General features: G+C 34.2%; 14 protein-coding genes. 3 read left to right on the top strand and 11 right to left on the bottom strand.

Annotated elements, in window-relative coordinates; all coding sequences use genetic code 11:
- Window positions 1–30: 30 nt before the first annotated feature.
- Complete coding sequence (locus H6W53_RS18295) at window positions 31–567, top strand: hypothetical protein (protein ID WP_185208846.1); 537 nt, start codon at window positions 31–33, stop codon at window positions 565–567.
- Here H6W53_RS18295 and H6W53_RS18290 read toward each other — a convergent pair whose 3' ends face one another.
- From H6W53_RS18290 to nusB, 4 genes are all read right to left on the bottom strand, one after another.
- Window positions 568–1,299: an SDR family NAD(P)-dependent oxidoreductase gene (locus tag H6W53_RS18290; protein ID WP_185208845.1), complete on the bottom strand. Its 732-nt coding sequence runs from the start codon at window positions 1,297–1,299 to the stop codon at window positions 568–570.
- 927 nt (window positions 1,300–2,226) lie between these two features.
- A complete protein-coding gene (yajC, locus tag H6W53_RS18285; RefSeq protein ID WP_185208844.1) occupies window positions 2,227–2,595 on the bottom strand; it encodes a preprotein translocase subunit YajC in 369 nt (122 codons plus the stop codon).
- 4 nt (window positions 2,596–2,599) lie between these two features.
- Window positions 2,600–3,115, bottom strand: coding sequence for a DUF1573 domain-containing protein (locus H6W53_RS18280; RefSeq protein WP_185208843.1), 516 nt, complete (start codon window positions 3,113–3,115; stop codon window positions 2,600–2,602).
- An 11-nt stretch (window positions 3,116–3,126) separates the two neighbouring features.
- Entirely contained in the window at window positions 3,127–4,032 is a 906-nt protein-coding gene (nusB, locus tag H6W53_RS18275; RefSeq protein ID WP_185208842.1) for a transcription antitermination factor NusB, read from the bottom strand.
- A 91-nt stretch (window positions 4,033–4,123) separates the two neighbouring features.
- Here nusB and H6W53_RS18270 point away from each other — a divergent pair, with 91 nt between their 5' ends.
- On the top strand, window positions 4,124–5,785 hold the full coding sequence (locus H6W53_RS18270) for an ABC transporter ATP-binding protein (RefSeq protein ID WP_185208841.1): 1,662 nt from the start codon (window positions 4,124–4,126) through the stop codon (window positions 5,783–5,785).
- 99 nt (window positions 5,786–5,884) lie between these two features.
- The gene (locus H6W53_RS18265; protein WP_002976288.1) at window positions 5,885–6,220 is read left to right on the top strand and encodes a DUF3276 family protein; all 336 of its coding nucleotides are present in this window, start codon (window positions 5,885–5,887) and stop codon (window positions 6,218–6,220) included.
- 202 nt (window positions 6,221–6,422) lie between these two features.
- Here the strand turns inward: H6W53_RS18265 and H6W53_RS18260 are convergent, their stop codons facing one another.
- The 7 genes from H6W53_RS18260 to H6W53_RS21570 form a co-directional block, all read right to left on the bottom strand.
- Window positions 6,423–6,764, bottom strand: a complete 342-nt coding sequence (locus tag H6W53_RS18260; protein WP_185208840.1) for a hypothetical protein — start codon at window positions 6,762–6,764, stop codon at window positions 6,423–6,425.
- Window positions 6,765–6,968: 204 nt separating this feature from the next.
- Complete coding sequence (locus tag H6W53_RS18255) at window positions 6,969–7,421, bottom strand: hypothetical protein (RefSeq protein WP_185208839.1); 453 nt, start codon at window positions 7,419–7,421, stop codon at window positions 6,969–6,971.
- Window positions 7,422–7,729: 308 nt separating this feature from the next.
- The gene (locus H6W53_RS18250; protein ID WP_123956608.1) at window positions 7,730–8,086 is read right to left on the bottom strand and encodes a hypothetical protein; all 357 of its coding nucleotides are present in this window, start codon (window positions 8,084–8,086) and stop codon (window positions 7,730–7,732) included.
- A gap of 7 nt (window positions 8,087–8,093) precedes the next feature.
- Complete coding sequence (locus H6W53_RS18245; RefSeq protein ID WP_185208837.1) at window positions 8,094–18,494, bottom strand: SpvB/TcaC N-terminal domain-containing protein; 10,401 nt, start codon at window positions 18,492–18,494, stop codon at window positions 8,094–8,096.
- 103 nt (window positions 18,495–18,597) lie between these two features.
- Entirely contained in the window at window positions 18,598–20,565 is a 1,968-nt protein-coding gene (locus H6W53_RS18240) for a T9SS type A sorting domain-containing protein (protein WP_185208835.1), read from the bottom strand.
- 99 nt (window positions 20,566–20,664) lie between these two features.
- Window positions 20,665–22,902 carry a S8 family serine peptidase gene (locus tag H6W53_RS18235; protein ID WP_185208832.1) on the bottom strand — a complete coding sequence of 746 codons (2,238 nt, stop codon included), beginning with the start codon at window positions 22,900–22,902 and terminating at the stop codon, window positions 20,665–20,667.
- A gap of 19 nt (window positions 22,903–22,921) precedes the next feature.
- Window positions 22,922–24,622, bottom strand: a complete 1,701-nt coding sequence (locus H6W53_RS21570; protein ID WP_228457832.1) for a hypothetical protein — start codon at window positions 24,620–24,622, stop codon at window positions 22,922–22,924.
- Window positions 24,623–25,238: the final 616 nt, after the last annotated feature.

Genomic DNA, 25,238 nt, shown 5'->3' with positions numbered 1-25,238 from the left:
TTTTTAATATTTTAGTATAAACTAAAAGTAATGATTAAAAATTTAATTTTATTATTTGTACTAATTTCTTTAGTAAGCTGTTCAAATAAATCTCAAGAAAAACCGAACTTTACTAAATATTCATTTGAGAATATTTTAAGTTATAATAATGAAGATACGATATTCATAAAATCTAAATTTCCCGATTGTGGAGAATGGGGAGGTCATGAAGAATTAATTAAAATTTATCGTTCAGAAGATCGAAATCCAAAGTTAAGTTATACTAAATTTAAGGTTGATTGCGGAGTAAGAGACTCTAGAGGATCGATAATCCAAACAAAAATGCTTACCAAAGATATTTTTTTATCAAATTCTCAGCAATTGGTTTTAATGAAATATATGAATGATTTAATGAAATCTAAATTCCTCAATAAGGAAATTTCAAATTCTGGAAATTCTTTTTACTTAAGCAATACCAAAGAAGATTTGAAAATTTCTCATCATGGAAATCAGCAAATACTTTTAGAAAGTTACAATAATTTAATGACATCTTTAAAGCTGCCAAAAGTAAATATTGATAATAAATGATTATGGCAATTTCGCTACCAAATTTTCTGGTAAGATTTTCAAAATCAGATAAATGATTTTCCATTTGAAATTCGGAACAATGGTGAAAGAATTTTCTGCGTTTACGATATGTTTTGCCACATAATCAGCTTCCATCATTAAAGATTCATTCAACTGTAAGCCTTCATTGATTTTTGTACGAATGTAGCCAATCACCAAAGCATTGACTTTTATATTTCTTGAAGCCAGTTCCTGCCTTAAACCAGCCAAATACGTGGCAAAAGCAGCTTTTGTACTGCCGTAAACAAAATTGCTTTTTCTCCCGCGGACTCCCGAAAGCGAAGATAATCCGATAATTCTTTCCAGATTTTTATTGTTTTTATCCGTCGCAATAATATTCAGAATAGAAACGGCTCCCATATAATTGACCAGCATCATTTGCTGAGCTCCTTTAAAATCGGTTAAAGCGGTTTCATTATCCACTAAAAAACCTGCGGCATACACCACAATATGAGGTTTTGCAGGAAGTTCAGCATAAAATTTCTGGTGAGAATCAAAATCAACAGCATCGAAAGATAAAATCTTCACTTTGGAATTCAGATTATGTTCTGAAACAAATTGTTCTAAAGATTTTGTATTTCGGGAAGCGGCAATTACGAAAAATCCTTTTTCAACGTATTGTTTCACAGTCTGTTTTGCAACATCGGAATTCGCGCCTAAAATGAGAACAGTTTTTTCTGTGTTTTGATTCATGGGGCAAAGATAAATTAAACCACAAACAACACAAATATTTTCAATAATGGCACAAAGATTTACCGCCATTTTTGTCATTTCGACGAAGGAAAAATCTATTTTTAAACCGTTAAGATTTAGTTGAGGAGTTAAGACTATTAAGGTAGGAGCTTCGCTTTTAATTTCCTGGAGATTTTTTAAACACTAATTGCACAAATGGTTTTCACGAATAAACACAATTGCTAAATACTCTTTTGGCATTTCGACGAAGGAGAAATCTAATTTTTACCATTAAGATTTTAGTTGAGAAGTTAAGATTATTAAGGTAGAAGCTTCGCTTTTAATTTCCCGGAGATTTTTTAAACACTAATTGCACGAATGTTTTTCGCGAATAAACACAATTGCTAAATGCTCTCCTGTCATTTCGACAGAGGAGAAATCTATCCTTTAAACCGTTAAGATTGAGTTGAGGAGTTAAGATTATTAAGGTAGGAGCTTCGCTTTTAATTTTCAGAGATTTTTTTAAACACGAATTGCACGAATGTTTTTTCACGAATAAACACAATTGCTAAATGCTCTCCTGTCATTTCGACGAAGGAGAAATCTATTTTTTAACCGTTAAGATTTAGTTAAAGGATTAAACACGAATTTCACAAATGGTTTCACAAATAAACACAGATATGTTTAATGTATTTTGGCATTTCGACGAAGGAGAAATCTTTTTTAAACCGTTAAGATTGAGTTGAGGAGTTAAATTATTAAGGTGAATTCTTCTCTCCGTTTCGCTGCGGTCAGAATGACAATCCTATGTTAAAAATAATTGCGGCTTAGATTCCTAGGAATGATAATCTTTCCAGATATTAAAATCGAAAAGTATTCATATAAAAAGTTTCGGCGGGGTGAGCAAAGCTCACCCCGCCGAAACGAAATATTTTAAAAACTGAAAAATTACTTTTTCTCAGTTTCGATTTCTTTTTTGTCTTCCGCTTTATCAGAAGTCTTGGATTTATCTCCGAAACGCGCTTCCGTAAATTCTCTGGAAACGGCAGCTTTTTCGAATTTCAGCTTTCCGGATAATGTTTCAATAACGAAACCATCTTCCTGAACCTGAGCAATCCTTCCGTGAAGTCCGGAAGTAAGAACCACTCTTGTTCCCACTTTCAGAGTTTCCTGAAAGTTTTTCTCCTGCTTCTGCTTTCTCATCTGAGGTCTGATCATCAGGAAGTAAAAACCTATCACCATCACTCCCATCATGATCATCATCATTCCTCCGCCACCTTGTGGCTGTGCCTGTAAAAATATGGATAATAAATTCATGATCTTATGGTTGAATATTAGCAGTGAAATTGATTCGGATCGGAGCTTTTTCTACGTTTGCAAAAACATCAGCAAATTTGTTAACATTTCCGTCGAAGTTTGTAGAATCGAAATGCAAAGTAATCTTTCCTTTTTTACCCGGCATAATCGGGTCTTTTGTAAAATCAGGAGCTGTACATCCGCATCCGGGCTTTACTTCAGAGATTATCAATGGATTTGTTCCGGTATTGGTAATTTCGTAAATGTGCTCTACTTTATCGCCTTTTTTAATTTTTCCGAAATCAAAATTGCTTTCAGAAAGGGCAACCGTAGTGAGTGGCTGATTGGAAGCCGGAGCAGCAGTTGTTTCTCCCGAAACCGGAGCTACAGCAGTAGAGTCTCCCGAAGTTGCAGGCATTGAAGCTGCAGTAGAATCTGTTGCAGCAGTTTCAGTTCCTGTAACCTCTTTATTTTCTTTTTTGCAGGAAACGAATCCAAAGCCTATGACAGACAAAGCAATGATGGATAATGTATTTTTCATATGAAGATAATTTATATTCTGTTTAAATCTTTACAATATTTATCTAAAATTCCATTAATGAAAATGTTTGAACGGTCGGTAGCAAAAACTTTTGCGATCTCAATATATTCATTAATGATAACTCTTGAAGGGGTAAAAGGAAAATTGTCCAGCTCTGCCATTGCTGTTGATAAGATCACTTTATCCATTAGAGAAACTCTTTCAAGATCCCAGTTTTCAAGTCTTTCTTCCAGTTTCTTTTCGTTGTTTTCCCAACTGTCCAAAGTATTTCTAAGAAGTTTCATTGCAAACGTTTTATCTTCTTCGTCTTTAATCATTTTAATTAAAGTACGGCTTTCTTCATCTTCTTTCAGGAAACCGATGGTTTTCTGCACCATTGAGTTCGCGATGTGAATATCATCATACCATGAAAGTTCTTTATCACCAAGATAATCATGAAAATCATCGTTTTCAGCAATGTATCTTAAGAATAATTTCCCGATAAACTTCTGATCTTCTTCAAAAGAATATCCTTCTTCTTTCATAAAATCCTGATAACGCTTTCCGGCAGACATTCTCTGGAAAGTTTTTACCAAAAGATCATCATGCAGGTCCCATTTCAATTGCTTGTGCTGTCCTGTGAAAAATAATCTCTCAGGGTTTTCTTCCAATTTAACTAAAACTTGATTGTTGATGAATTTTTGGTTAGGATTAATGTCAGCATCGGTTTTGATGTATTTGTTTTTACCGATCTCAATCTGATTTTCTGCCAGTTCTTTCAGCGCAACCAAGAAATTTAACTGATAGATGTAGAGATAATAGATTTTCTCTATTCCGGCAAACATATTTTTCTCTAACACATCAAACTTTACAGGATTCTGGTAATAAGAATACACAGTCTGTACTACTTTTTCACGGATTTGTCGTCTTCCTAACATTCAAAGAGCTTTTTTATGGGTGCAAAGATACGAAATTTAAAATTTATGAAATTCGTAGTCTGAGGTGATTTTTGTAATTTTGTGAAACTTTATGAAAGCGCTAAAAACATTAAACCCCTATTTCTGGAAGCACAAAATATTGTTGTTCTGGGGAGTATTATTCATCATTGCAAGTAATTTTTTCAATATATATAAGGTTCAGTTTGTAGGAAAATCTGTGGACGAGCTTACGAAAAACGGGAATTTAGGTTTCAACAGACAGGTGTTAATCTATGTTGCCATTATTGTCGGCTGTTCTTTACTCACCGGATTTTTCACCTTCATGATGCGGCAGACTATTATTGTGGCTTCAAGAAGAATAGAATATGAACTTAAAAATAAAATTTACAGACATTATCAGGATTTATCTTTAACGGATTACAAACAAACCACGATCGGAGATTTAATGAACCGTTTGAGTGAAGATGTGGTTGCAGTAAGGATGTATCTTGGTCCGGGCGTGATGTATGTTGCCAATCTTATTGTTCTTGTGGTGATTACCGCAATTTATATGCTTACTACGGATGTCTCGATGACGCTCTGGACTTTGCTTCCCCTTCCGATTTTATCCTTTGCAATTTATAAAGTAAGCTCTATCATCAATCAGAAATCGAAGATTATGCAGAAAAGCCAGTCGGCGATTTCTACTTTTGTACAGGACAGTTTTTCGGGAATCCGCGTGGTGAAATTTTTTGCAAGGGAAAATTATATCAAAAAAAATTATGGTACGAAGGTAACCGACTATCAGAACAAAGCTTTGGATCTGGCAAAAACGGAAGCTTATTTCTTTACGATTATTTTATTTGTTATTGGTTTGCTGAATGTTGCCATTATCTGGATCGGCGGACAGAAATACATTGCCGGAGAATTAAGCATTGGTAAAATTGCTGACTTTTTCATGTATATCAATACGCTTATTTTTCCTTTCTCAATGGTTGGTTGGGTAACTTCGGTGAATCAGAGAGCAGAAGCTTCCATGCAGAGAATTAACGAATTCATGGATAAAAAATCTGAAATCGTTAATAAAAACTTCGACAAATATGAAATTAAAGGCGACATTGAGTTCCGAAATGTTTCTTATGTCTATCCAAATACGGGAATCAGAGCTCTGGATAATCTAAGTTTTACTCTGAAAGCCGGAGAATCTTTGGCGATCATGGGAAAAACAGGAAGCGGAAAATCTACGATTGCATTGCTTCTCTGCCGTTTGATTGATCCGACTGAAGGTGAAATTTTAATTGACGGTAAAAATTTAAAAGAACATAATTTAGAAAACTACAGAAATTTCATCGGATATATTCCTCAGGAAAGTTATCTGTTCTCAGATTCTATTGAAAACAACATCGGATTTGCCATCGACAGACCTTCTCATGAAAAAGTGGTGGAATATGCCAAAATTGCTGATGTTGATAAAAATATCGTTGAGTTCAAGGAACAGTACAAAACTATGGTTGGTGAGCGTGGTGTAATGCTTTCCGGAGGTCAGAAACAGCGAATCTGTATTGCCCGAGCTCTGATTAAAGATCCTAATATCATTATTTTTGATGATTCCCTGTCTGCTTTGGATACTGAAACAGAACAGAACATTCTTGAAAATATAGACCGAAAAATCCGTAATGCAACTTCTATAATCATCACACACAGAGAGTCTAGCGCACAGAGAGCCGACAAAATCCTCAACTTAACCGAAATTAACAATTCCGTAACCGCATAGCAAAATCGTTCACAAATGTTAAATAAATCATAAAAAAAATTTTGTGATTAAAAGAAAACTTTTATATTTGTTCTTAACAAGATTAAAAAATATCTAACAATGAGTGAATACAAGGAACGCCATGAAAATGAAATTTTCACGAAGGTGTTAAAAGCAGGGAGAAGAACTTATTTCTTTGATGTGCGCGAGACGAAAGCAGGAGATTATTATCTTACGATTACCGAAAGTAAGAAGAATTTCGGAGAGAATGGAGAAGCTACATTCGAGAAGCATAAAATTTACCTTTACAAGGAAGATTTTAAGAGTTTTCAGGAGATGTTTAATGAGTCCACAGATTTCATCATTAACGAGAAGGGTGAGGATGTAATATCAGAAAAACACGACAAAGACTTCAAAAGCAGATCTTACACCATCGATTCTGACGACGAAGTTTAAAAAAGAATAATTCTAAAAACACAAGCATCTGAAAAAGGGTGCTTTTTTTGTGCCTGTATATTATCTGCGCAGAGCATATTTTTCTTTTTCCTGAGGAAAATAAATTATCCCAAAATCTAAATCCGCCACACAAATAATTGTGAGACGGATTCTTATATTACAGGCACGAATTATCAATTTGTGCTATCGGTTTTTTTGATTATTAGAGCTTATATTTATGGCTAATAATACTATCTTTTTTATGGATGCTAAAAACCAACTCGCCTTTCTTCTTCACAATAGTATCACCAACTGCTATTTCATTTTTAGATGAACTCCACCATCTATTATAGTGATTACACTCGCAAGGTTTCTTAGTTATTGGGTTGTAGCCTTTAGTTTTAAACATTTCAGAGGTATATGATGAAGGTGGTGTTTCTACTACTAAAATACATTGTTCCTCTGCAAGTCTCTTTGCATTACTCTGATGATCTATACGATTTGTTAAAAGAAAAAAAATCAGTACAATTATTAAACAGATAATTAAGCCTATTTTTCGTTTCATAATTTAATTAAATTGAAGAGGACATTTAATATTTTCTGAAGTCAGTTATCAATCGATGATGGAGCATTATTAACTTGTTTTGTTAAATCAATAGTATAGGTTCTTGAAAATCCTACATCATATCTGGTAACTAAATTAAAACCTTTAGTTAGAGTTCTATAAGGGACTTACATAACACTTTTTTAATCGGATGTCGCGGTTCTATTACAGGCACGGATTACAAATCCGCGCTATTGGGTTTTTCAGGTGCTGATTATATTTTTCAAGAAATGTTAAGGAGTCTTCTTTAATTATAGAATTTGTATGATTTTTCATTTCATTACACATCAAATAGAGCCCATTGACATCCTTATTATCTAAATATATACCATATAGCGCATGATAAGCTCTAATTTTATTATTAACAGATATATCATTTTCAAGTATATCATATAATTTATCCATTATTTTATTTACATATTTAACATCATTTATTCTCGTTTCATTCAAAATATCGCATCCATAAAATCTCATATAATCTATATCCGAATTTAATAGTATTAAAATATCTTTTCGATCTCGCCCACCTCTAAATTCATTATATAAATTATCCATAAGCATTCCTATCTCGTCCCTATTAGGATGATTTTTTATTTTCAAAAACTCTTCAATAATCATAACATACTTTTATTTATTGGATATAGCGGATTTGTAATCCGTGGCTATATCACATAAAGCCTACTTCAATATACTATTTAAATCTGCACAATTTCTTGCAACGATAAAATAATAATTCTCTGCCTCTTTCACTACTTTTCTCTCTACTTTATGAATCTTATATTATCGTAAAAATAATCTTTCTAAAAACAAAAACCTTGCAATCTGCAAAGTTTTTGTTGTTTTATAAGCACGGATTACAAATCTGCGCTATCGGGTATCACCATAAGTTTTTCTATGAGTTACAAATCCGTGCTATCGGGCAATTTTCATTTTGAATAAACTTTCCAAGTAGCATTAAGTATTATATATTTAATAACTTTAGTACCTTCAGGAATATTTCCCACTTGTGGAGGAATTCCTGAAGAATCTCTAAGTAATCTCCCTACTTTATATCTTTTTATAACTAAATTACCTTTAACTATAACTTTTTTATTATGAACACCAAGTGGCCATCCCCCTAAATTATCAATATCATACATTTGATCATCAGCAAGGAGTTTAGCTCCTTCTTTAAAATCAAGAGCAGTTCCTACCAAAACAACTTCTTTTTTAACATTATTAGAAGGTTGTTGAGAGCAGTATTTACATGAAAACAAGGATAAAATTATTACAAAATATTTCATTTTTAAGTTATTTTTTTTTAGGATCAATTGCATATGCAGGAACAAAAATTATTCTATTAAAATCTTCTAATGGTCTAGTAAAATATTTGAATGAACTTTCATAAACTGTCATCTCTCCTATATCTGCTCTACACTTATGACAGTGGTCTGCATGAAACCAAGATTTTCTACCACTAAAATCATATAATCCAAAATCAAAATTAACATAATTACTATCTTCTTTATCAAAAATTCCGTTTTTATTTTTATCAAAAAAACCAGGTCTTGTAAGAGGTTCACTCCAATTAAATTTTGACATATCTACTTTCCCGTCTTTATCTGTTAAAAAGGTATTGTCTTTAGCATAAAATCTCATTGCATAAATAACTACTTTAGTTCCTTCTGCATAACTCCCTGGATTATCTTTAAGTACTTTATTCATTTTTTTTGCCATATCAAGAGCTTTATATATTCCTTTTTCCCCTCCATATGCTGGAGACACTGGTTGTGGAAGTCCTCCTCCATAACCCAAATTTAATAATGTAATTCCAACACATCCTTTGTTCAATATACTTATCTGTTGCTTCGACATTTTCATTCCATGATTATTTTCCCAATATTTAATATAATCTTCTCTTGAAGCCCATTGATGATCCTTTCCATTTAATAGAGATGGAAAATTTTGTTTTCCATTGGGATCAACATACATTATAGGACTATTATAAGTATAAATATACGGATTCAAATTCCCAGAGTTTTTAACTCCTCCATTGTGTTCTCCATCAATATAATGCTCGCTATTATAGAAAGGATTGTAGTCCGCCAATGGATCGACATTCAACCAGAGAGAAACTCTTGGATTGTAATATCTTGCTCCATAATAGTAATACCCAGTTTCGCCATCCTGTTCTTTGCCATTAAACTTATATTGACTGTTCAAGCCATCATTCATATGGTTTTCTACGAAGATTTCTCCACTTGGGAAATACTCCATAATCTGGGTTACTTCGCCATCTAATCCGGTAATGAAAGAACTGCTGCCCAAATGATCGGGATGGAACCAATAGATTTCCTTCTCCTCAACATTACTTGCATACGAAGATACGCAATTTCCGGTATACCCTCCATTCTGCCCATAATTGATCGGCGGGGTAAGGTTATTGGTCTGCATAATCACCAGATTGCTTTGGGTAGCCGTTTGCAAGATCTGGTTAGAAACATTTATAGGATTAATCGGCGGTGTTGTACCTCCAAACGGGATGATGAGCCATGCACAGTCAAATGCTCCTACATTTCCGCTGTTTCCGTTTTTAGACTGTATTCTCTGGCTTCCTGCATAATAATGCTTGGTGTAGCTTGGCTCCTGCAACATTCCATTCTGCAAATCGTAGGTAAGATTAAGTGTAATCAATCCGCTTGGATAAATCGATGCTTCATGAATGGTTTCGCCACTTACTTCTATATGGTTGCTGTTATATTTTCCTATTTTTCCTTTAAACAGAACATCTTTTATAATACGTTCTCCTCCTGCATCATAGGTATAAATTGCCGCCCCATCTGCTTCCGGTGTTGTAGGATTGGTATCTACAAATCGTAAACGGTTTTCTTCATCCCACAGATACACTGCTTTTTCTTCCTGATTGGTACACGTCTGCTGTAAGATCTTCGTAGGATTTCCTTTAGGATCATATTGATAATCCTGGAATTTCACTCCCGGATCGTCCGGATTACAGCATGTAGCATTCGGAACAAGATTCGGTTCGTCTATAATTCTGGATGGCGCATGCGGATGCGAAGGATCCTGATATTTATAGTTCAGACGGTAGGAAGTCGGTTCAAGAGCTGCCCAGTTATTGGAAGTAGGACCGGTTACCCACTCATGTTTCTGGGTTTTGCTCATGATGTTGTGCATATTATCATACGTCATCCCTACGGTGAAACGGTGTCTTTCTTCTTCACCTGCGCTGTTTATTCCTCTCCAGTTCCCTGACGAAGACGTAAGGCGGTACAGATCGTCATATCCATACGCATAGTTGGTTCCTCCTCCCAATAATCCCTGTACCACAGGCGCGTTGTTGTGTACCTGCATTACATTCGATACCACATCATATTGGTAAGTGTTCTGCATAAAGTATCTGTTGCTGTTTTTAGCATACATTTTAAGCAGTCTTCTGCGGTTGGTTTCGTATTCATAGGTCGTTTCCGTACCATTTCCATACTGAAGATAAACCCTCTGCTCAAATTTATCATACCCCAGATTTTTTATAATGTCTTTGCTAAAGCCATCTTTTACAGAGTTCATCTTGAAAAGATTACCTGCCTTATTGTAGGTATATTTCACTTCTTCTCCATCCGGATAGGTGATCTTTTTCACACGGTTCCATGTGTCATATTCCCAAGATGTTCCAAACCAATATACTCCGGCATCCGGAACGGCAACAGAACGGCGTTGGTAGGTAAGTTCGCCCAATCTTCCGTATTTCAGATACTGCGTTCCTGTAGCATCTGTCTGATACCAAAGTCTTCCCACCGCATTATTATCCATTGCAGATGCATCCATTGCAGCTCCATAATAATATTTAACATTATTTTCAGGATACACAGGATAGTTTACTTCTTTCAGCCTTGTATAATCATACTTATAATTAACAATTTCATTGGCAGCATTGGTTTTCGAGTTCATATTTCCTGCCGGATCATACTTATAAGTGGTAATGCCACTATCAGGATGCTTGTATGAAATTCTTCTTCCTAAATCGTCATATTGTGACGTCGTGATATTTCCTGCCACATCTTCCACCTGAAGGATCTGCCCGATCGCATCATGCGTAAATTTTGTTTTAATATCTCCGGTGTTCGAAACTTCCCAGACAGAAGTTGTTCTGCCTTTGATGTCTGTATAAGATTTTTTAATGCTTCCCAGTTCATCTTTAAAGATGGTTGCAAACATCTGTCTTCCCTGTACATCAGCAGCAAAGCCATATTCTATGGTTGAGAAGAGATTTTCTCCCGGTAGTTTTGTATACACTACCCTATCCAACACATCATACTGATTAATTGTTGGCTCAGTAGTGTCCACAGAAGCATTGTACAAGGTGTTTCCACTTCCTACGTTTTCTGTTGTAGGATAGTATGTTTTTAACGCTCTTCCGAAAGCATCTGATTCTACTTTTCCGGCAACAATATATTTAACTCCATCATTATAAATGTCACCCGTTTTCTTCACCTGAATGGCTTCACCAAAACCATCCGCAATGGTGATGGTATTAATGGTGCTTGTTCCTTGATATTCTGGATCATAATGCTTGGTTACTGCGTAAGACTGTGCATTGGTAGCATTAAGCGGAGCATCGGTAATAGGGTTGTATTCAAACTTTATTGTCCAAGGAATATTATTGAACATTTCATACGGTCCTGTAATTTCAGTAGTTCTTGCTTTTGCATCATACGCAAACTTCATTGGCTGCAAATTCATGTCTTCCGTAAGCGTCGGTACACCGAAACGGAAATCGTACTGCGTTTTGCTGCTGTACCCAAATGCGTCCTGAACTTTTACAGGATAAGTCTTCACATTATCATCATACGTATACTGATGGAAGAATCTTTGGTTTGCACTGTTTGCAGGACCAGTAGATTTTGTAATGTTTCCGTACACATCATATTCAAAATCATATACAGAATAATCTGCACCTTGATTTTTGATCACCATTTTCTTCAGATCACCAGTTGATGGATCATATTCTGCTCTTTTTTCTCTGACAATACCTGTTGCAGTATTTTTGACTGTTTTAGGAGCAATGATATATTTCCCAGGAGCAACTTCTTCGTAAGTAACTTTAGATATAATCCCATCCGATCCTAACACCTGCGTTGATCCACTGATCTCAAAATCCCCAAAATCGGAAACTTGTTTGACATTTCCCCATTGATCATATTCATCTATTATTGTTTTGGTTGACTTTGTTGCAACCCCTGTTCCTTCATAAAATTTAGAATCTGTATTTTTTAGCGCAACAAAGCAAGCATAATCCGTATGATTCTTTTCTGATTCTTTTTCCAGATTTAATAGGGTATTTAATGTACTTGTGCTATGAATTTTTCTAAGCTCATAAGTATTATTTTTTTCAGTCCAAATTTTCCCAGAAGCATCTAATAATTTTTCATTAAGCAATGCTCCTTTTAAATAGTAGTTTTTATTATTGAACGTTTGCTCTGTTTTTCTGTAAATTACATTTGAGGAAATTCCTCCCTGTTTTGTGTCAATCTGATTAACCGTAACTTTTTCAAAACCGTAGAAAGTACGTTCTCTTCTGCTGTGATAAGGATTTGCATACTGAATGGTAACTTTTGAAACATCAGGGCTGAATGCATTATCTCCGGTAAATCCATCATTGGTAATTACCGTTTTTAATACATATTTGCTTTGTGGCATATCGTATGTATTCCCAACTCTCTCATATTCAACTTCCCAGCTTCCTCCGGATGGAGTGGTTACTTTGTGAAGGAGGTTGGTGGTGCCGATTTGATTGAGTTGTACCGTGACAGAGTTAGTATCATCCGATGTTACAAAGTCCGGATAGCCGTCTCCATTCATATCTTTGAAGGTAGATTTGGTCTTTGATACGCTATTAGCAGAATTGATATTGATTCCCGGAACAATTTTTATCCCTGCCAAAACATTTGTTGAGTAATCAACTACAATTGGAATTGGTATCGGTATTGATAATCCGAAATTGGCACCTAAACTTCCTGTAGTACTTCTTACTTTATCAACGGAAAGAGTTTGGTAATCCACAAATTTATTTCCTAAATTCAGAAAATATTTTGATGTTTTCAGATTGATATAATCCTGAAGTCCGTCACCATTTAGGTCAAACATTTCTTCTTCTATATCGTTGGTACTCCCGCTAAGGCTTGCTCCTCCCTGAAAAGATCCATTGAAGAGAGAAACTCCTAAACCTGCTCCCCAGTTTTCATTTCGTGAATAACTGGTATTAAAACTTACTGATGAATTAGACGGATAAAAACTATAACCTAAGCCTAACTCAATATTCCCATTTTCGATTCTGTCCGGAATACCATCACCATTAATATCGAAATAGGTCTTTTTAATCTTCTCTTTTTCAAATCCGAAGTTACCACTTAGAGATGCAGAAAAATCATTTTTTTGACTTAATGCGAATGAAGTTGGGAAATAGGTATTTCTGTAAAATGTAAATGCAGCGCTACCGTGAGTAAACGATGTTCCCGCACCAACTCCAATTGCTTCTTCGGTTCTGCTTATGGAATAACTTCCAATATTTGAATTTTTAGAAGATAAGAATCCATTAGCGTTTGTATACTGAAGGTTTGAATCTACAATATGATCCGGAAAACCGTCGGCATTCATGTCTGCCATTGCGGTAACAGCTTTATTTTCAGCAAATATTGTACTTGAAAAATTACCATCTCCACCAACCCCTGCCGGACTGCTGTATGAGATCCCCGCTTTACCACTTACACTGTATAATTTACTTTTTTGAATAAGTGAAGGAATCTGATATGAGTTAAAGCTAAAAACTGGAGACTGATTAGAAAATGTCTCGTCTATATTGTCATCTCCTAACCTGGAGGTACTTACGGTTTGTTTTGTAATATAATTATTTTCATCTAAGCCCATCCAGTATTTTACTCCCTGTTTATTAATTACAGGAGTTGTCATCACAAAATACTGATTGCTCATTGCTGAATTATCAGGATTATAAGGTGTCGGCAATCCTGTTGCCGGATCTATAGTCGGGTTTAAAGGAGCATTATTTGTAGAATTTGTAGAAGATTGCGGAATAAATAATTTCGTTTCATCAATCTTCATCTCCGCTGCAGATCCGTTATTCGCAAAATCTGAATTCAGATTTGACAAATGGTTTTGTACAATGGTATTGTTCGACTGGTTATTTCCATTTATTACAAAGCTTCCCCATCCACGGTATAATTGTCCAAAACGAGTATCATAATCCTCCGAAGAAAGAAGTTGGGTAATATTACGAGCAGTTAAAGGACTAAATACAAATGTCTTATTTTTAGTTTTAGAAACCGAGACATATGAATTACTTCCATAATAAGATGCCTGTCCATTATAATTAATACTTGCCTCATATTCGTAAGTACCTGGACTTAGATTCAAAGTTTGGGATAGAATACTTTGGGAAGCAGATGATTGTAAAACTACAGGTCCAGTCCAAGTTGTATTTCCTACGATTCTATATCTAAAACTTCCTGAAGGATATCCTGAAGATGAAGGAGGACCACTATTAATGAAGTTTAAAATAATTGACTGACCCGAAGCTAAGCTAACAGTTCCACCGACTATTGAATTGGTTTGACCACTTGCTGCCTGTTCGTTTATTATTAATTCTAAATTTATACTTTTTAAATAATCCAGAAAAGCCTGATTATTAGTTCTGTTCTCTTGAGTAGTAATTTCTACATAGAGATTTTCGTTAATATCCTGTGAAGTGAATTTATTTAATACATATCCATAAGTGCTTCCATTAGCAGATAAAATTCCATTATTCAAAGTATAAATAAATTTACCAATAATTCTGTTTTTTATCTTAGCACTTACTGTGAAACTTCCATTTAATGAATTGGTAATATTTACTGGTTTTAAGGAAAATACTTTTCCTGCATCACTTGGAGAAACAAGATAGGTAAAAGGGTTACTTACTGTCGATTGCTGGTAATTAAACATTCCATACTCTGTAAACAAATAATTAATCTTTCCTGAAATTGTTGTAAACACAGGATTAACTTCCACATCAGACCAATGTACATTTGTATTACTTAAAAGTTTAACAGAAATATTATCGCCAGCAATAAAAGATACAGGAACAGGAATATTGGACACAATATTATCCGTAGGAGAATAAATTGTACTCCACACTTCTGTATTATTTTTTAAAACCGAAACCTTAAGATAATCTGATGTATTGGGTTTATTTACTGCCAGATTAAGAGTTCCAGCCTCGGGAGCAGAAAATCCTGAGTTTCCGGAAACAATAAAATCATCATTAAAATTATAATTATTTAAACTCCTATTGCTTCCATCAATATCCGGTGATGTATTGGATGTATATTGTATAACAGGGTTCCAGTTGACCTGATCATAACGTCCATCATATTTTGAGCTTACTCTAAAATAAATTTTATCTCCCTTACTGATATTATTATAAGACAGTACGGTATTTTTAACTGTAGTATCATCCTTTGGGATATTTAATACATAATCTGGCAGATTATTTCCCTTTTGGATTGAAATTGCAACCCCATCTACAGAAGTATTATCGTCATTAGGGTCATAAGATGCCGGAAGCAAATTACAATTACTTGTAACCGTAATATTTCCGTTTTTAGGCGCAACCCAAACTTTTACTATATCATGTAAAGGGTTTTGCTCCAGCATGATTTTTTTATCATTACTATTGAATGTAGGAGCTACCGTAGAAATACTTGAAGATAATACCCGTATTGGAGATGGAGAAAGTTGACTTGAATAATCAAATTTTGGTATAAAAGTATTGGAAGTGGTAAGACTGGCATTTGGGTTATAACCAAATTTTACTTTTCCATTATCTGAAACGTCTACTAAACCGTCCGCATTAAAATCTTCAAAGTAAATTTTATTGTCTGTAGTAGAATTAGAATAGTCAAATCCTACACCAGTACTCAACCCAGTCCCTACTGCATAATTTCCATCAATCCCAACATTCCAGTTTCTAGACTTTGTAAGCCCAAGTCCAGGAATATTAATTTTATTGGCAGTATCCAGATTAAAAGAACCATTGTTGTTTTTAGCATAGTAATAATCATCTCCTATCTTATAGGTAACATCAGGAAGATTATCCCCATCCATGTCTAATAAATTTACCTGAGTACGGCTGTTACTATTACCAAAGCCTCCTTGAGCTCCAATGCTATATCTACCGTTTTCCGTAATTACTAATGGTATAAATGAGGCTATTGGAGATGGTAAATAAATCAGTGTAGTACTTTGGGTATAAGTCCAAAAGCCTAATCTGAATCCCGAATTTTTACTTTCTGAGGTATTAGTGTTAATAGCATTATATTTACCTCCAAAAGTTTCGCTCGCAGCAGGCGGAGAAAAAGAATCTGAAAAGTATTGACTTTCTACTCCATTTGCATTATTCACATTCCATGTTTGCGGAGCACCAAATAGTTCATTAGGAGCCGAGTGATACTCCATTCTATTGGTGTAAAAAATCTCATCATTTGCATCCTTTTCAGTAATGGTTTCCAGCAATGTTTTTTTAAATGCACCATCACCATCTTTATAGCCAAACTCATAACTTCTTACCTTATCGGTGCCATAAAGAACCTTAATACTTTTTAGCTTCTTAGAAGTAACCTGTACAAAACCTAAACGAGCACTAACCTGTACATCTGGTCTTTGATCATAATAATCGAAATTTACAGTATAGGTTGTTAATGTATTTTGGGCATTATATTTTGTATACTCTATTTTTCCTATATACATTTCCTGACCGCCTTTCCCCATCACATTATCAGAAGAATTATAATTGGGCGGTCTGTTATACGTATACTCAACATAATTTCCATTGGTATCAATCGTTTTATACAATGCCCAATGTCCTATATTATTTGTTCCTGACTGTCTTAATATTGCATTTTCAACAATATTTCCGTTTTCATCACCTCCAAAACAAGATCTTGTCCCGTCTTTAGAAATTACAATCCACACATAATTATTTGGATTATTACCTTTACGTATAATCTTGCTGTATCCTCCTTCTACTCTCGGATAAAATCTTTTGGTATTATCCGGCTCCAAGTTTGCAGACCTACTTTTCTCAAAACCCTCATTTCTGTTGGGCAAAACATAACTATCTCCTACTTTAAAGGTTAATTGCTCTCCGCCCAAAGTATAAATCTCAGTTTCAAAGTTTTGGTCATACGTAGGAACCCCCCATCGTGTATCAATGGAGATGGATGGAATAGAAAGATCCCAGCCTAATCCTAACCAGCCATTACCTCCTTCACTGCTATAATTCACTGAAAGTGAAGGCTGCATCCCGCCTCTTCCTGCCGGTAATTTAATTGGGAAACTTGTATTAACAGTTCCCATATTGTTCGCTGCAGGAGGTGCAATAGATACGATTCCTTCTGTTGGATTCGCAGCTTTAATATCTTTTATAGAATTGGGAGCATAACTTCCTGTCTCGGGAGATTCGGGAACTTTGATGATCCCGTTTACCATATCCGTAAAATGGGTTGTTTTAGATACAATAATATTACTGCCTTTTTGAAGAGAATCTCTTTCGGCTTTCTCTAAAGGAATCCATTTTTTCTGAGTAAGATCAAAATAAAAGGTTTTGATATCCTGTTCGGTATATCCTGCCGGTATTTTAGATTTATCATATCCAATGGATACTTTTGCCGGCACCGAAAAATTCTCTCCGTGAGGTAAAAATCTATATCCGAAATGATCTGCCGTTACATTTACCATTTCAGGAGTAAGAGCAGGCATATCAATGTCTCTGAGAGCAGTAATGGAATAGACTGCAGTATTTTTCACAGAACTTCCTCCTATTTTTAAGGTAGCTGAATTTAAACTTAATTCTTCTGCCTGGCTTTGAGCATTTATATATTTAGAGTTGGTTTGCCCCACATATGAATTCGCAAATTCTGAAGGAGTACTCTTTTTATCCGAAGCAACTATACGAAGATTTCTGATTTTGTAGCTGTAATCGGAAGAATTAGGAATTGTAAATACAATAATATTTTTGCCTTCTTTAACAGCAGTTGCTTTTACCGGCTCTGTTTGGTGCGTCCAAACTGTTGTTTTTTCTACGTTTTGACCTCCTACAGCCAATTCATCATTGATAACTTTGCTTACCTGCTTATAATCTTTTAATCCATAAAGATCATATTCCAAGCTATATTGCTTATCAGATCTGATTTTTTCGTTGACTGTTACATTAAATATATTATCGTATATCTGGTCTATCGGATGTTCGGAGTCTTTTCCTATAATTCCTTCTTTTATATCAGAAATATAAAATCCCGATACCGGTTGATTAATAATAGTTTTTTGACTTTTAATCAACGTTTTATTTCCATTTCCTGATGGACTGTAGATATTTTCAGAATCAATATTCTTCTCATTTGAATACGAAATATTATTCCGTAAAGCAGTATCGATTGCCGAAGGTTTCTCATTATTCTTCAGAAAGCTGCTGTTATTTTGAACAACAGTTGAATAATGAAAATCTGCACCCGGTAAAGTTTCTTTGGGTTTGTTTAAGTACGCTGTATTTGCGTAGGCATGAAGCTGTGTCCATGAAGTAAGAAAAACCAGAACTTTTACAATTTTAGGATTTTCTCTTAATCTACTTAATATCGAATTTCTCATTTGTGTATATGCTTTTCAACTACAAAATGATTACCTGTAAAATATTTGAAAGAATTTCAGGCAATTAGTTTTTGTTTAATTCCTTTTTATCTATAATAGATAGTTAATTAGTGACGATAAGTTTAAACACTTTTAATTCAGAAGTCGTTTTTACAACGATTACATAAGCTCCCTCTACTAAAAGCGAATCTTTAATTTCATAATAGTCTTTTCCATTATCCTGAATGGTCTTTACAAGCCTTCCCGAAGCATCATATATCTTGATATCTACATTTTCTTTTATATCCGATATAATTCTTATGGTAAATAACTGACCTTTAGGTACCGGATTAGGGTATAGGACTATTCCGTTTTCTCTTTTACGGGTCACTTTCACAGTATCTTTTTTCGTACATCCATCCGGTGTGTTAACTGTTACCGTATAAGTTCCCGGTTCATAAACCGTAATATTAGCCGAAGAACTGCTGAATCCATTATCCGAAGTCCATTGGTAGGTTGCATTAGGATCTGAAATCTGTGTACCTGCATCAAAATGGGCAGATCCTCCGGAATTTATTACCACATCGGGTCCCAAATCCAGATTTATAGAGTTAAAATCATTTACTGTAAAATTCTGGTCTATTATATTTCCGTCTGCATCGGTAATGATAAGATGATAGATTCCGATTTCCAAATCTGGAAAAGATAACTGCGCTGTAGAAACGTTCAGATTTTGATTAACACCATTACCTGTTAACTGGATGTGATAAGGAGCTTTACCACCTTTAACATTTACAATCAAAGTTCCTTTCTTCTGTATACAGGTAGGCTGTTGAAGTTCATTGATAGATAATATCTTATTCCCTAAAGCAAAAGTAAAAACATCTGTTCCTGATAAATCCTGATCAAAAGTGATATTATTAAAATGAACATTTTGATCTGTATCCACATAATCCATAGGATACACCTCAACATTAGAAGAATTAAAATTCCCCTGCCCTGTTTTATCTATAAACAGCCATAATTTTTTATCCGCAGGTATGGTAAGTATATTTTTAATAGAAAAAACCACTTCAGTTGGGATAGTCTGAGATGTTTCCGTGGAAAATCTTGCTTTCCATTTCCTTTTAAATAGTTGATATCCGGAAGTAGGAGTATCCAACAGTAACTGCTCTTTATTATCTCCCCATACAAGAAAACTCTGATCAGGAAAATCTGCATCATTACTATTATTATCTACAGCTAATTTCTTTGCCGCAATATTTAACCTCTTATTTTCTGAAGAACTTGTTGCCTGTTTCTGGTATAAGTTTGAGTATTTATCTCTGGCGATTCCTGTAATGTTTGCGGGATAATCAGTAAAATCATCCTGCCTCCATATCTTTTTACTTTTAGAACTGTAGTATTCTGTATATGGCATGGTAACTGCATATTTTACAGCCAGATAGGAATTTACACGATTTCTTTCATTCTGAGTGAGAATTTTACGATATATAAAAAACTCGGGTAGTTTTCCTTTAAAATTTTGCCAGGCTGTACTTCTTATATCCTTTCCCACGTACATAGAAGATATCCCCGTTCTTCCTATAACTGAATGTATTTTTTCAGAAGGAATTCCAAATCTTGTGTACATACTGAATGAAGGCAGATCATCTACTACACTGGTATTGATGTAGTTAATCTGCTCATTATTATATCTGAAAATATTTTTTGTGCTGAAATACATTTCCTTTTCATACGACTGTTCTGAAGAAAACATAGCCGTTTCCGTAGACGTATTTTGATTCTGATACGCTGTAAAAAAGGTAGTTTTATCCATCGTTTCCATGAGATAGGGAAATTTCAGATAATCATCCACTCCGTCAAAATCCAGACTTTCATTATAATTAAATAATGTATAATTAGGTTGATTCTGCGTAGATATCGCTTTAATTTCATTCTGATTCCCACTATAATCCTGATAAGTTAATGCAGGAGTTTGTGCAGAATTAGCTTTAAACCAAACACTCACCCCCGAAACACCACCAGGAGACTGGGCAAAACACATATCCAGTAAAAGGATATGAAAAAAGAAAAAGATTTTTTTCATCATAAGTGTTTATTTCGATATTATGAAAATTTTGTAATCGCTGAGAATCGTCTGAAAAATATTTTTCGAACATATTAACGGTACATTCGATTCTCGGGGATTTTATTTTTTAATCAATTTTTTAGTTTCTTTAAAGTCATTACACTCTAAACTAACCAGATAAACTCCAGAAGCATAATCACTCACATCAATTGTTTTTAAATATTCGCCTTTTGGAAAGGCTTCACTGCTTTGGTTCACAAAAATAATTTTTCCGGAAGCATCATATACTGAAATTTTTACAGCTGATGCATTTTCTAATCTGAACTTGATGTGGGCTTCATCTTTTGTAGGATTCGGAAAGATTGTAAAATTACTTTCGCTTTTTATAGTTTCCGGAAGCACATCCTGATCCGAAACTCTTTTCTGCGCAATATATCTGAATGCTGAAATAATATCGAAACACGGAGTAATGAGAGCATGAAATCCTGCAGCATTTTCTGCATGGAAGTCTGGTTTTAATGTGATATCTTTTGAAGCGATGTATTCTACATTTTGTACAGGAGCAATAATTTTATTGCTTGCCACGATCTGTTTTGCCCAGATAGTTTGTGGAGTACTGATGTCATCAACCGGACTTGTCAATATTTTAAGATCTTCTTTATAACAGAAATCCACATTAGAAACCACAATAGAAAAATTCTGAATACCGTTTGGAAGTAATGGAGTCGTACTCGTTTTAGGAGATACAATAATTTTGTAAGTATCTTTTGTAGGATTCTTAATATCTACCCTTTCAGTAGTATCTACATTATTGGGAGAGTTTTTCGTTGCAGCGGCCGTGAGATTATTCATTCCTCCTAATTTCCAAGGGTAATAAACAGTCTCTGTACCATTTGAATTTACTTTAACAATTTTGAGATCAAGATCATTGACTAAATTAGGAGTAGAAAGATCTACTGTATTACTTACAAGATTTCCCTGAGGATCGGTCCAAGATATAGTGGCTGAAAAAGGTTGTGTAATATCTAAAGGAACCACATACAACGTATATTTATTTCCCTGATTAAGAGAAATTTCCTTTATTAAAGTCGATTTTTTATAGTCACCGATAATTCCTTCTATATTGTCGTGTATGGCTGCAGAAGCTCTTTTCGCATCTGCCATTCCCCATCCGTAAATATAATCTGGTCCTTCTGTTCCTTTATCATTGGCTGTATGAGCCAACAAAGCACGAACTGTAGAAGATTGCATATAACTTTGAGAAGGACTCACAGATTTATAATATTGCTGTAATAAAGTAATAATCCCTGAAACTACTGCAGTCGCAGATGAAGTTCCTTTATAGGTTCCGTAAGCAGAATCATAAGTTTCAATTGATGAATAAATAGTTTCACCAGGTGCACATAAGTCTGGCTTAATCCTTCCATCGTCAGTTGGACCATAACTGCTGAATGAAGAAATATCAAAATCTTCATCAGAATTCATATTAAGATTCTTTTTAGCAGAAGCCACCACCAAAACATTTTTAGCAATTCCTGCTCCTTCAAGTAAATCATATCCTCCCTTCGCAGTTACCTGAGGAACAAGAGCAGGATCTATTTCTTTGGAATTTCCCGCAGCTTTAACAATTTGTAAATATGGTCTTAAATACATCAGGTTATCCCAATTCTGTGCTGTGGAATTATATTTTCCAAACTGATAAGTCTGAATGTATAATGGATCGAAGCCATAACTGTTGTTGGCAACCAAAATACCAGCGGTGTTATTAGGAGAATAGGCTTCATTAAGCATTTCCGATACATCATTTACCCAGTCGTATGCGTGAAGTGTAGCATTAAAAGCAATTCCTCTTGCATTTGCGTCTCCATTACTTCCAACCATGGTTCCTGCAATGTTCGTACTGTGTCTTGTTATAGTTTGATTTTGAGAGGAATCATAAGTAATCTTTCCGGAAAGCAGTTCATGAGTAGTCCTTGGCTTTGAATAATCCCATTGCCCTATGATCATATTTTGACCAGAGATATTCAATCCTGCACTTCCTCCGGCATACAATATATTGGCTTTTGTCATCTGTGCAGCCCCTGAATTCAATGTAGTATAGTACATTGGTCTTCCGCTTTCATCGGACCCAATTAATTGTTTATCATTTCCATCTTTGCTGATAAACTCAGGAATACCCAAAGATTTTAACCGTTCTACTTCCTGCTTTTGTTTGCTTTCTTTTTTTGTAATTTCTGTTTGAAATTTTTTCTGATCTTCCAGTAATTTCCTACCAATATCATTATTATCCTGAGAAAAGACAGATATGAAAAACAATACAGAAACTCCAAAAACTGACTTTTGGTAAATTTTATACATCGGATAATGTTTTTAAGGGTTATTTCTGCTTTGCCTTTTCTATTTTCTCTAATCTTTTATTTAAAGACTTAAGAATATCTGTCTGACTTTTAATTAAAGCCTCTTGCTCTTTATTTTTTTTATTAAGATCAATAGAATACAAAGTAAGTTCTTCTATTTTTTGAAGCAGTTTAATCTGGAACTCTCCTACATTTACTCCTTCTTTCTCCATTTCTTTTGCAGAAGCTATTTCTGGTAAATGCTTGTTTTCTTTTACAAATTTTTCAACTTCTTCAAGTTTTGATAAACCATATTCCTTTTCAAAAACAAAATCTGCTGTTGGTGTAAGCGTTACTTTTATTTCTTTTGCTTCTAATTTTCCATCTACTTTTACATTTCCAAATGCATTTTTGTATGCCAGTGTTTTAGTAATACTTCCTGTGATGGGCTCATCAGCAATTGTCCATCCTTGATAATATGATGGATCACCTCCTCCGATAGCTTTAACTCCAAAATTTATACAATATGTCTTGTCATCCAAAAAGATTACAACCTTTCCGTTTTCATTTGCCAACTTTACAATTGGTGTATAACCTCCATAAGAACTCACATTTGATGCCAAATAAAACTCATTCTGCCATACATACCAATTAATATTTATTCCTATTGTTTTGCTCTCGCCATAAGCAAACCCTTCAATATTAACAGTAGGCATTTCTCCTCCTGAGCCACTTGCTGGGAAAGGAATGTTGGTTTTTATTTTTACACCGTTGTTAATCACTGCACATCCAGAATGATAATAGAGAATATTATTATAGATGTTATTACTTTGTAAACTATTTGTAATAGATCCTCTCTTCACAAATCCTTGCGCATCAACTACCAAAGCTTGATCCGTTGATGATGTAGAAGTAGGAATATTTGCTATTCTTACGTCTCCACTTACATCCAGCTTAGCTTGAGGAGTGATATTTCCTATTCCTACGTTACCGTTTATTAAATTAAATTGAGGATTTGGATTTCCATTTGTAAACATTCTTATCCCATTATTTCCTGAAATCCATAAATCCGCACTACCAGATGTATTCGGAGCCGCAATACCATATTGAGGCATAGAAAATGTATTTAAAGAAGTTGATAAACTTGGTACATTTGCGTTTGTTACAGTAAATCTCACATCATCCTGAAATGTCAGAGAAGAAGCCGCCACTCCATAGATATCTCCATTTACAGTTAATTTTCTTGAAGGGTTAATTCCTATTCCTACGTTACCCGATTGTGCTTTAACAACAAAAGCACCACTAGTAGAGTTAGGTTCTATTACTACATCTCCATTTCCTCCCCGGATAATTGTTTTACTATGATAATGTCCCCCAGGATTACCAAAAAATAATGTATTATCAGCACTTTCTAAATAACTAATAATAGGGATATTATATCCGTTAGAATTTAACTTAATATAGTAAGAGCCATCATTACCATTATTATATCTTTCGTTAGCAATAACAGAACCATTGACATCTAATTTTTGAGTTGGTGTATTAGTCCCTACTCCTACATTTCCATTAAGAGTAATTCTTACCTTTTCAGAATTGTTTGTCCTAAATATTAAGGGTTGAGCATCTATTGTACCTAAGAAATCTGTAGATGAATTTGTTCCGCTGTTTCCGGTAGTATTCCAGATTTGTGCTGAAGAGAATACAGCGATCAGAGAACTTATCGTAAGTAATATTTTTTTCATTCCTGTATTTTTTTTTCGCAAATATATATAATTTTTTTGCTCTAAAAAATTGGCAAGAAATAATATTAAATGGCAAGAAATTAATTAGAATTACATATGTAAATACTTAAATTAAAATTTAAATCATAACTCAAATTTATTTTATTTTTATTATTAATAATTAATTATAATTAGTTAGATTTTTTTAAAAAAATTACTAATTAGATAAATAATAGTAATTATTTCATTTAGGAATTACTTAAAATAAGGAGCTTAAAATGAAATTAATACTAAATTTTAAATCAGCAAATTGCTTTTTCTGAACAAGTAATATTAGAGTTTTATTGCACTAAACTATTTTTCACATTTTAAGAGCCTGTTTATAGCCTGTTTAAATTTTAATAAAAATTTTGTTAAAGGCTTTCCGAGGTTGGATATTTGAAAAAAAAAATAAAATGTACCCAACCGATTTAACAGAAAGCCAATGGCAATACATAAAGAAAACGATAAACCTGAAAGAGCGAAAAAGAAAATATCAATGTTGTTAAATTAAAATATACTTCATAAATTAGTATTATGAAATGTTATAAATGTCAATCATTAGATAAAGTAAAAGCGGGTTTTACAAGAGGTTTGC

It is taken from the genome of Chryseobacterium sp. C3 (assembly GCF_014218905.1).
Classification (GTDB): Bacteria; Bacteroidota; Bacteroidia; order Flavobacteriales; family Weeksellaceae; genus Chryseobacterium; species Chryseobacterium mucoviscidosis.
Note: the sequence above shows the minus strand (reverse complement) of the source record. Positions and strands in the feature narration are given on the sequence as shown.

Coding starts and splice junctions, on each gene's coding strand:
- H6W53_RS18240 (WP_185208835.1), bottom strand. CDS start 20,565: ATGATGAAAAAAATCTTTTTCTTTTTTCATATCCTTTTACTGGATATG.
- H6W53_RS18245 (WP_185208837.1), bottom strand. CDS start 18,494: ATGAGAAATTCGATATTAAGTAGATTAAGAGAAAATCCTAAAATTGTA.
- H6W53_RS21570 (WP_228457832.1), bottom strand. CDS start 24,622: ATGAAAAAAATATTACTTACGATAAGTTCTCTGATCGCTGTATTCTCT.
- H6W53_RS18250 (WP_123956608.1), bottom strand. CDS start 8,086: ATGAAATATTTTGTAATAATTTTATCCTTGTTTTCATGTAAATACTGC.
- yajC (WP_185208844.1), bottom strand. CDS start 2,595: ATGAATTTATTATCCATATTTTTACAGGCACAGCCACAAGGTGGCGGA.
- nusB (WP_185208842.1), bottom strand. CDS start 4,032: ATGTTAGGAAGACGACAAATCCGTGAAAAAGTAGTACAGACTGTGTAT.
- H6W53_RS18270 (WP_185208841.1), top strand. CDS start 4,124: ATGAAAGCGCTAAAAACATTAAACCCCTATTTCTGGAAGCACAAAATA.
- H6W53_RS18290 (WP_185208845.1), bottom strand. CDS start 1,299: ATGAATCAAAACACAGAAAAAACTGTTCTCATTTTAGGCGCGAATTCC.
- H6W53_RS18260 (WP_185208840.1), bottom strand. CDS start 6,764: ATGAAACGAAAAATAGGCTTAATTATCTGTTTAATAATTGTACTGATT.
- H6W53_RS18255 (WP_185208839.1), bottom strand. CDS start 7,421: ATGATTATTGAAGAGTTTTTGAAAATAAAAAATCATCCTAATAGGGAC.
- H6W53_RS18280 (WP_185208843.1), bottom strand. CDS start 3,115: ATGAAAAATACATTATCCATCATTGCTTTGTCTGTCATAGGCTTTGGA.
- H6W53_RS18235 (WP_185208832.1), bottom strand. CDS start 22,902: ATGTATAAAATTTACCAAAAGTCAGTTTTTGGAGTTTCTGTATTGTTT.
- H6W53_RS18265 (WP_002976288.1), top strand. CDS start 5,885: ATGAGTGAATACAAGGAACGCCATGAAAATGAAATTTTCACGAAGGTG.
- H6W53_RS18295 (WP_185208846.1), top strand. CDS start 31: ATGATTAAAAATTTAATTTTATTATTTGTACTAATTTCTTTAGTAAGC.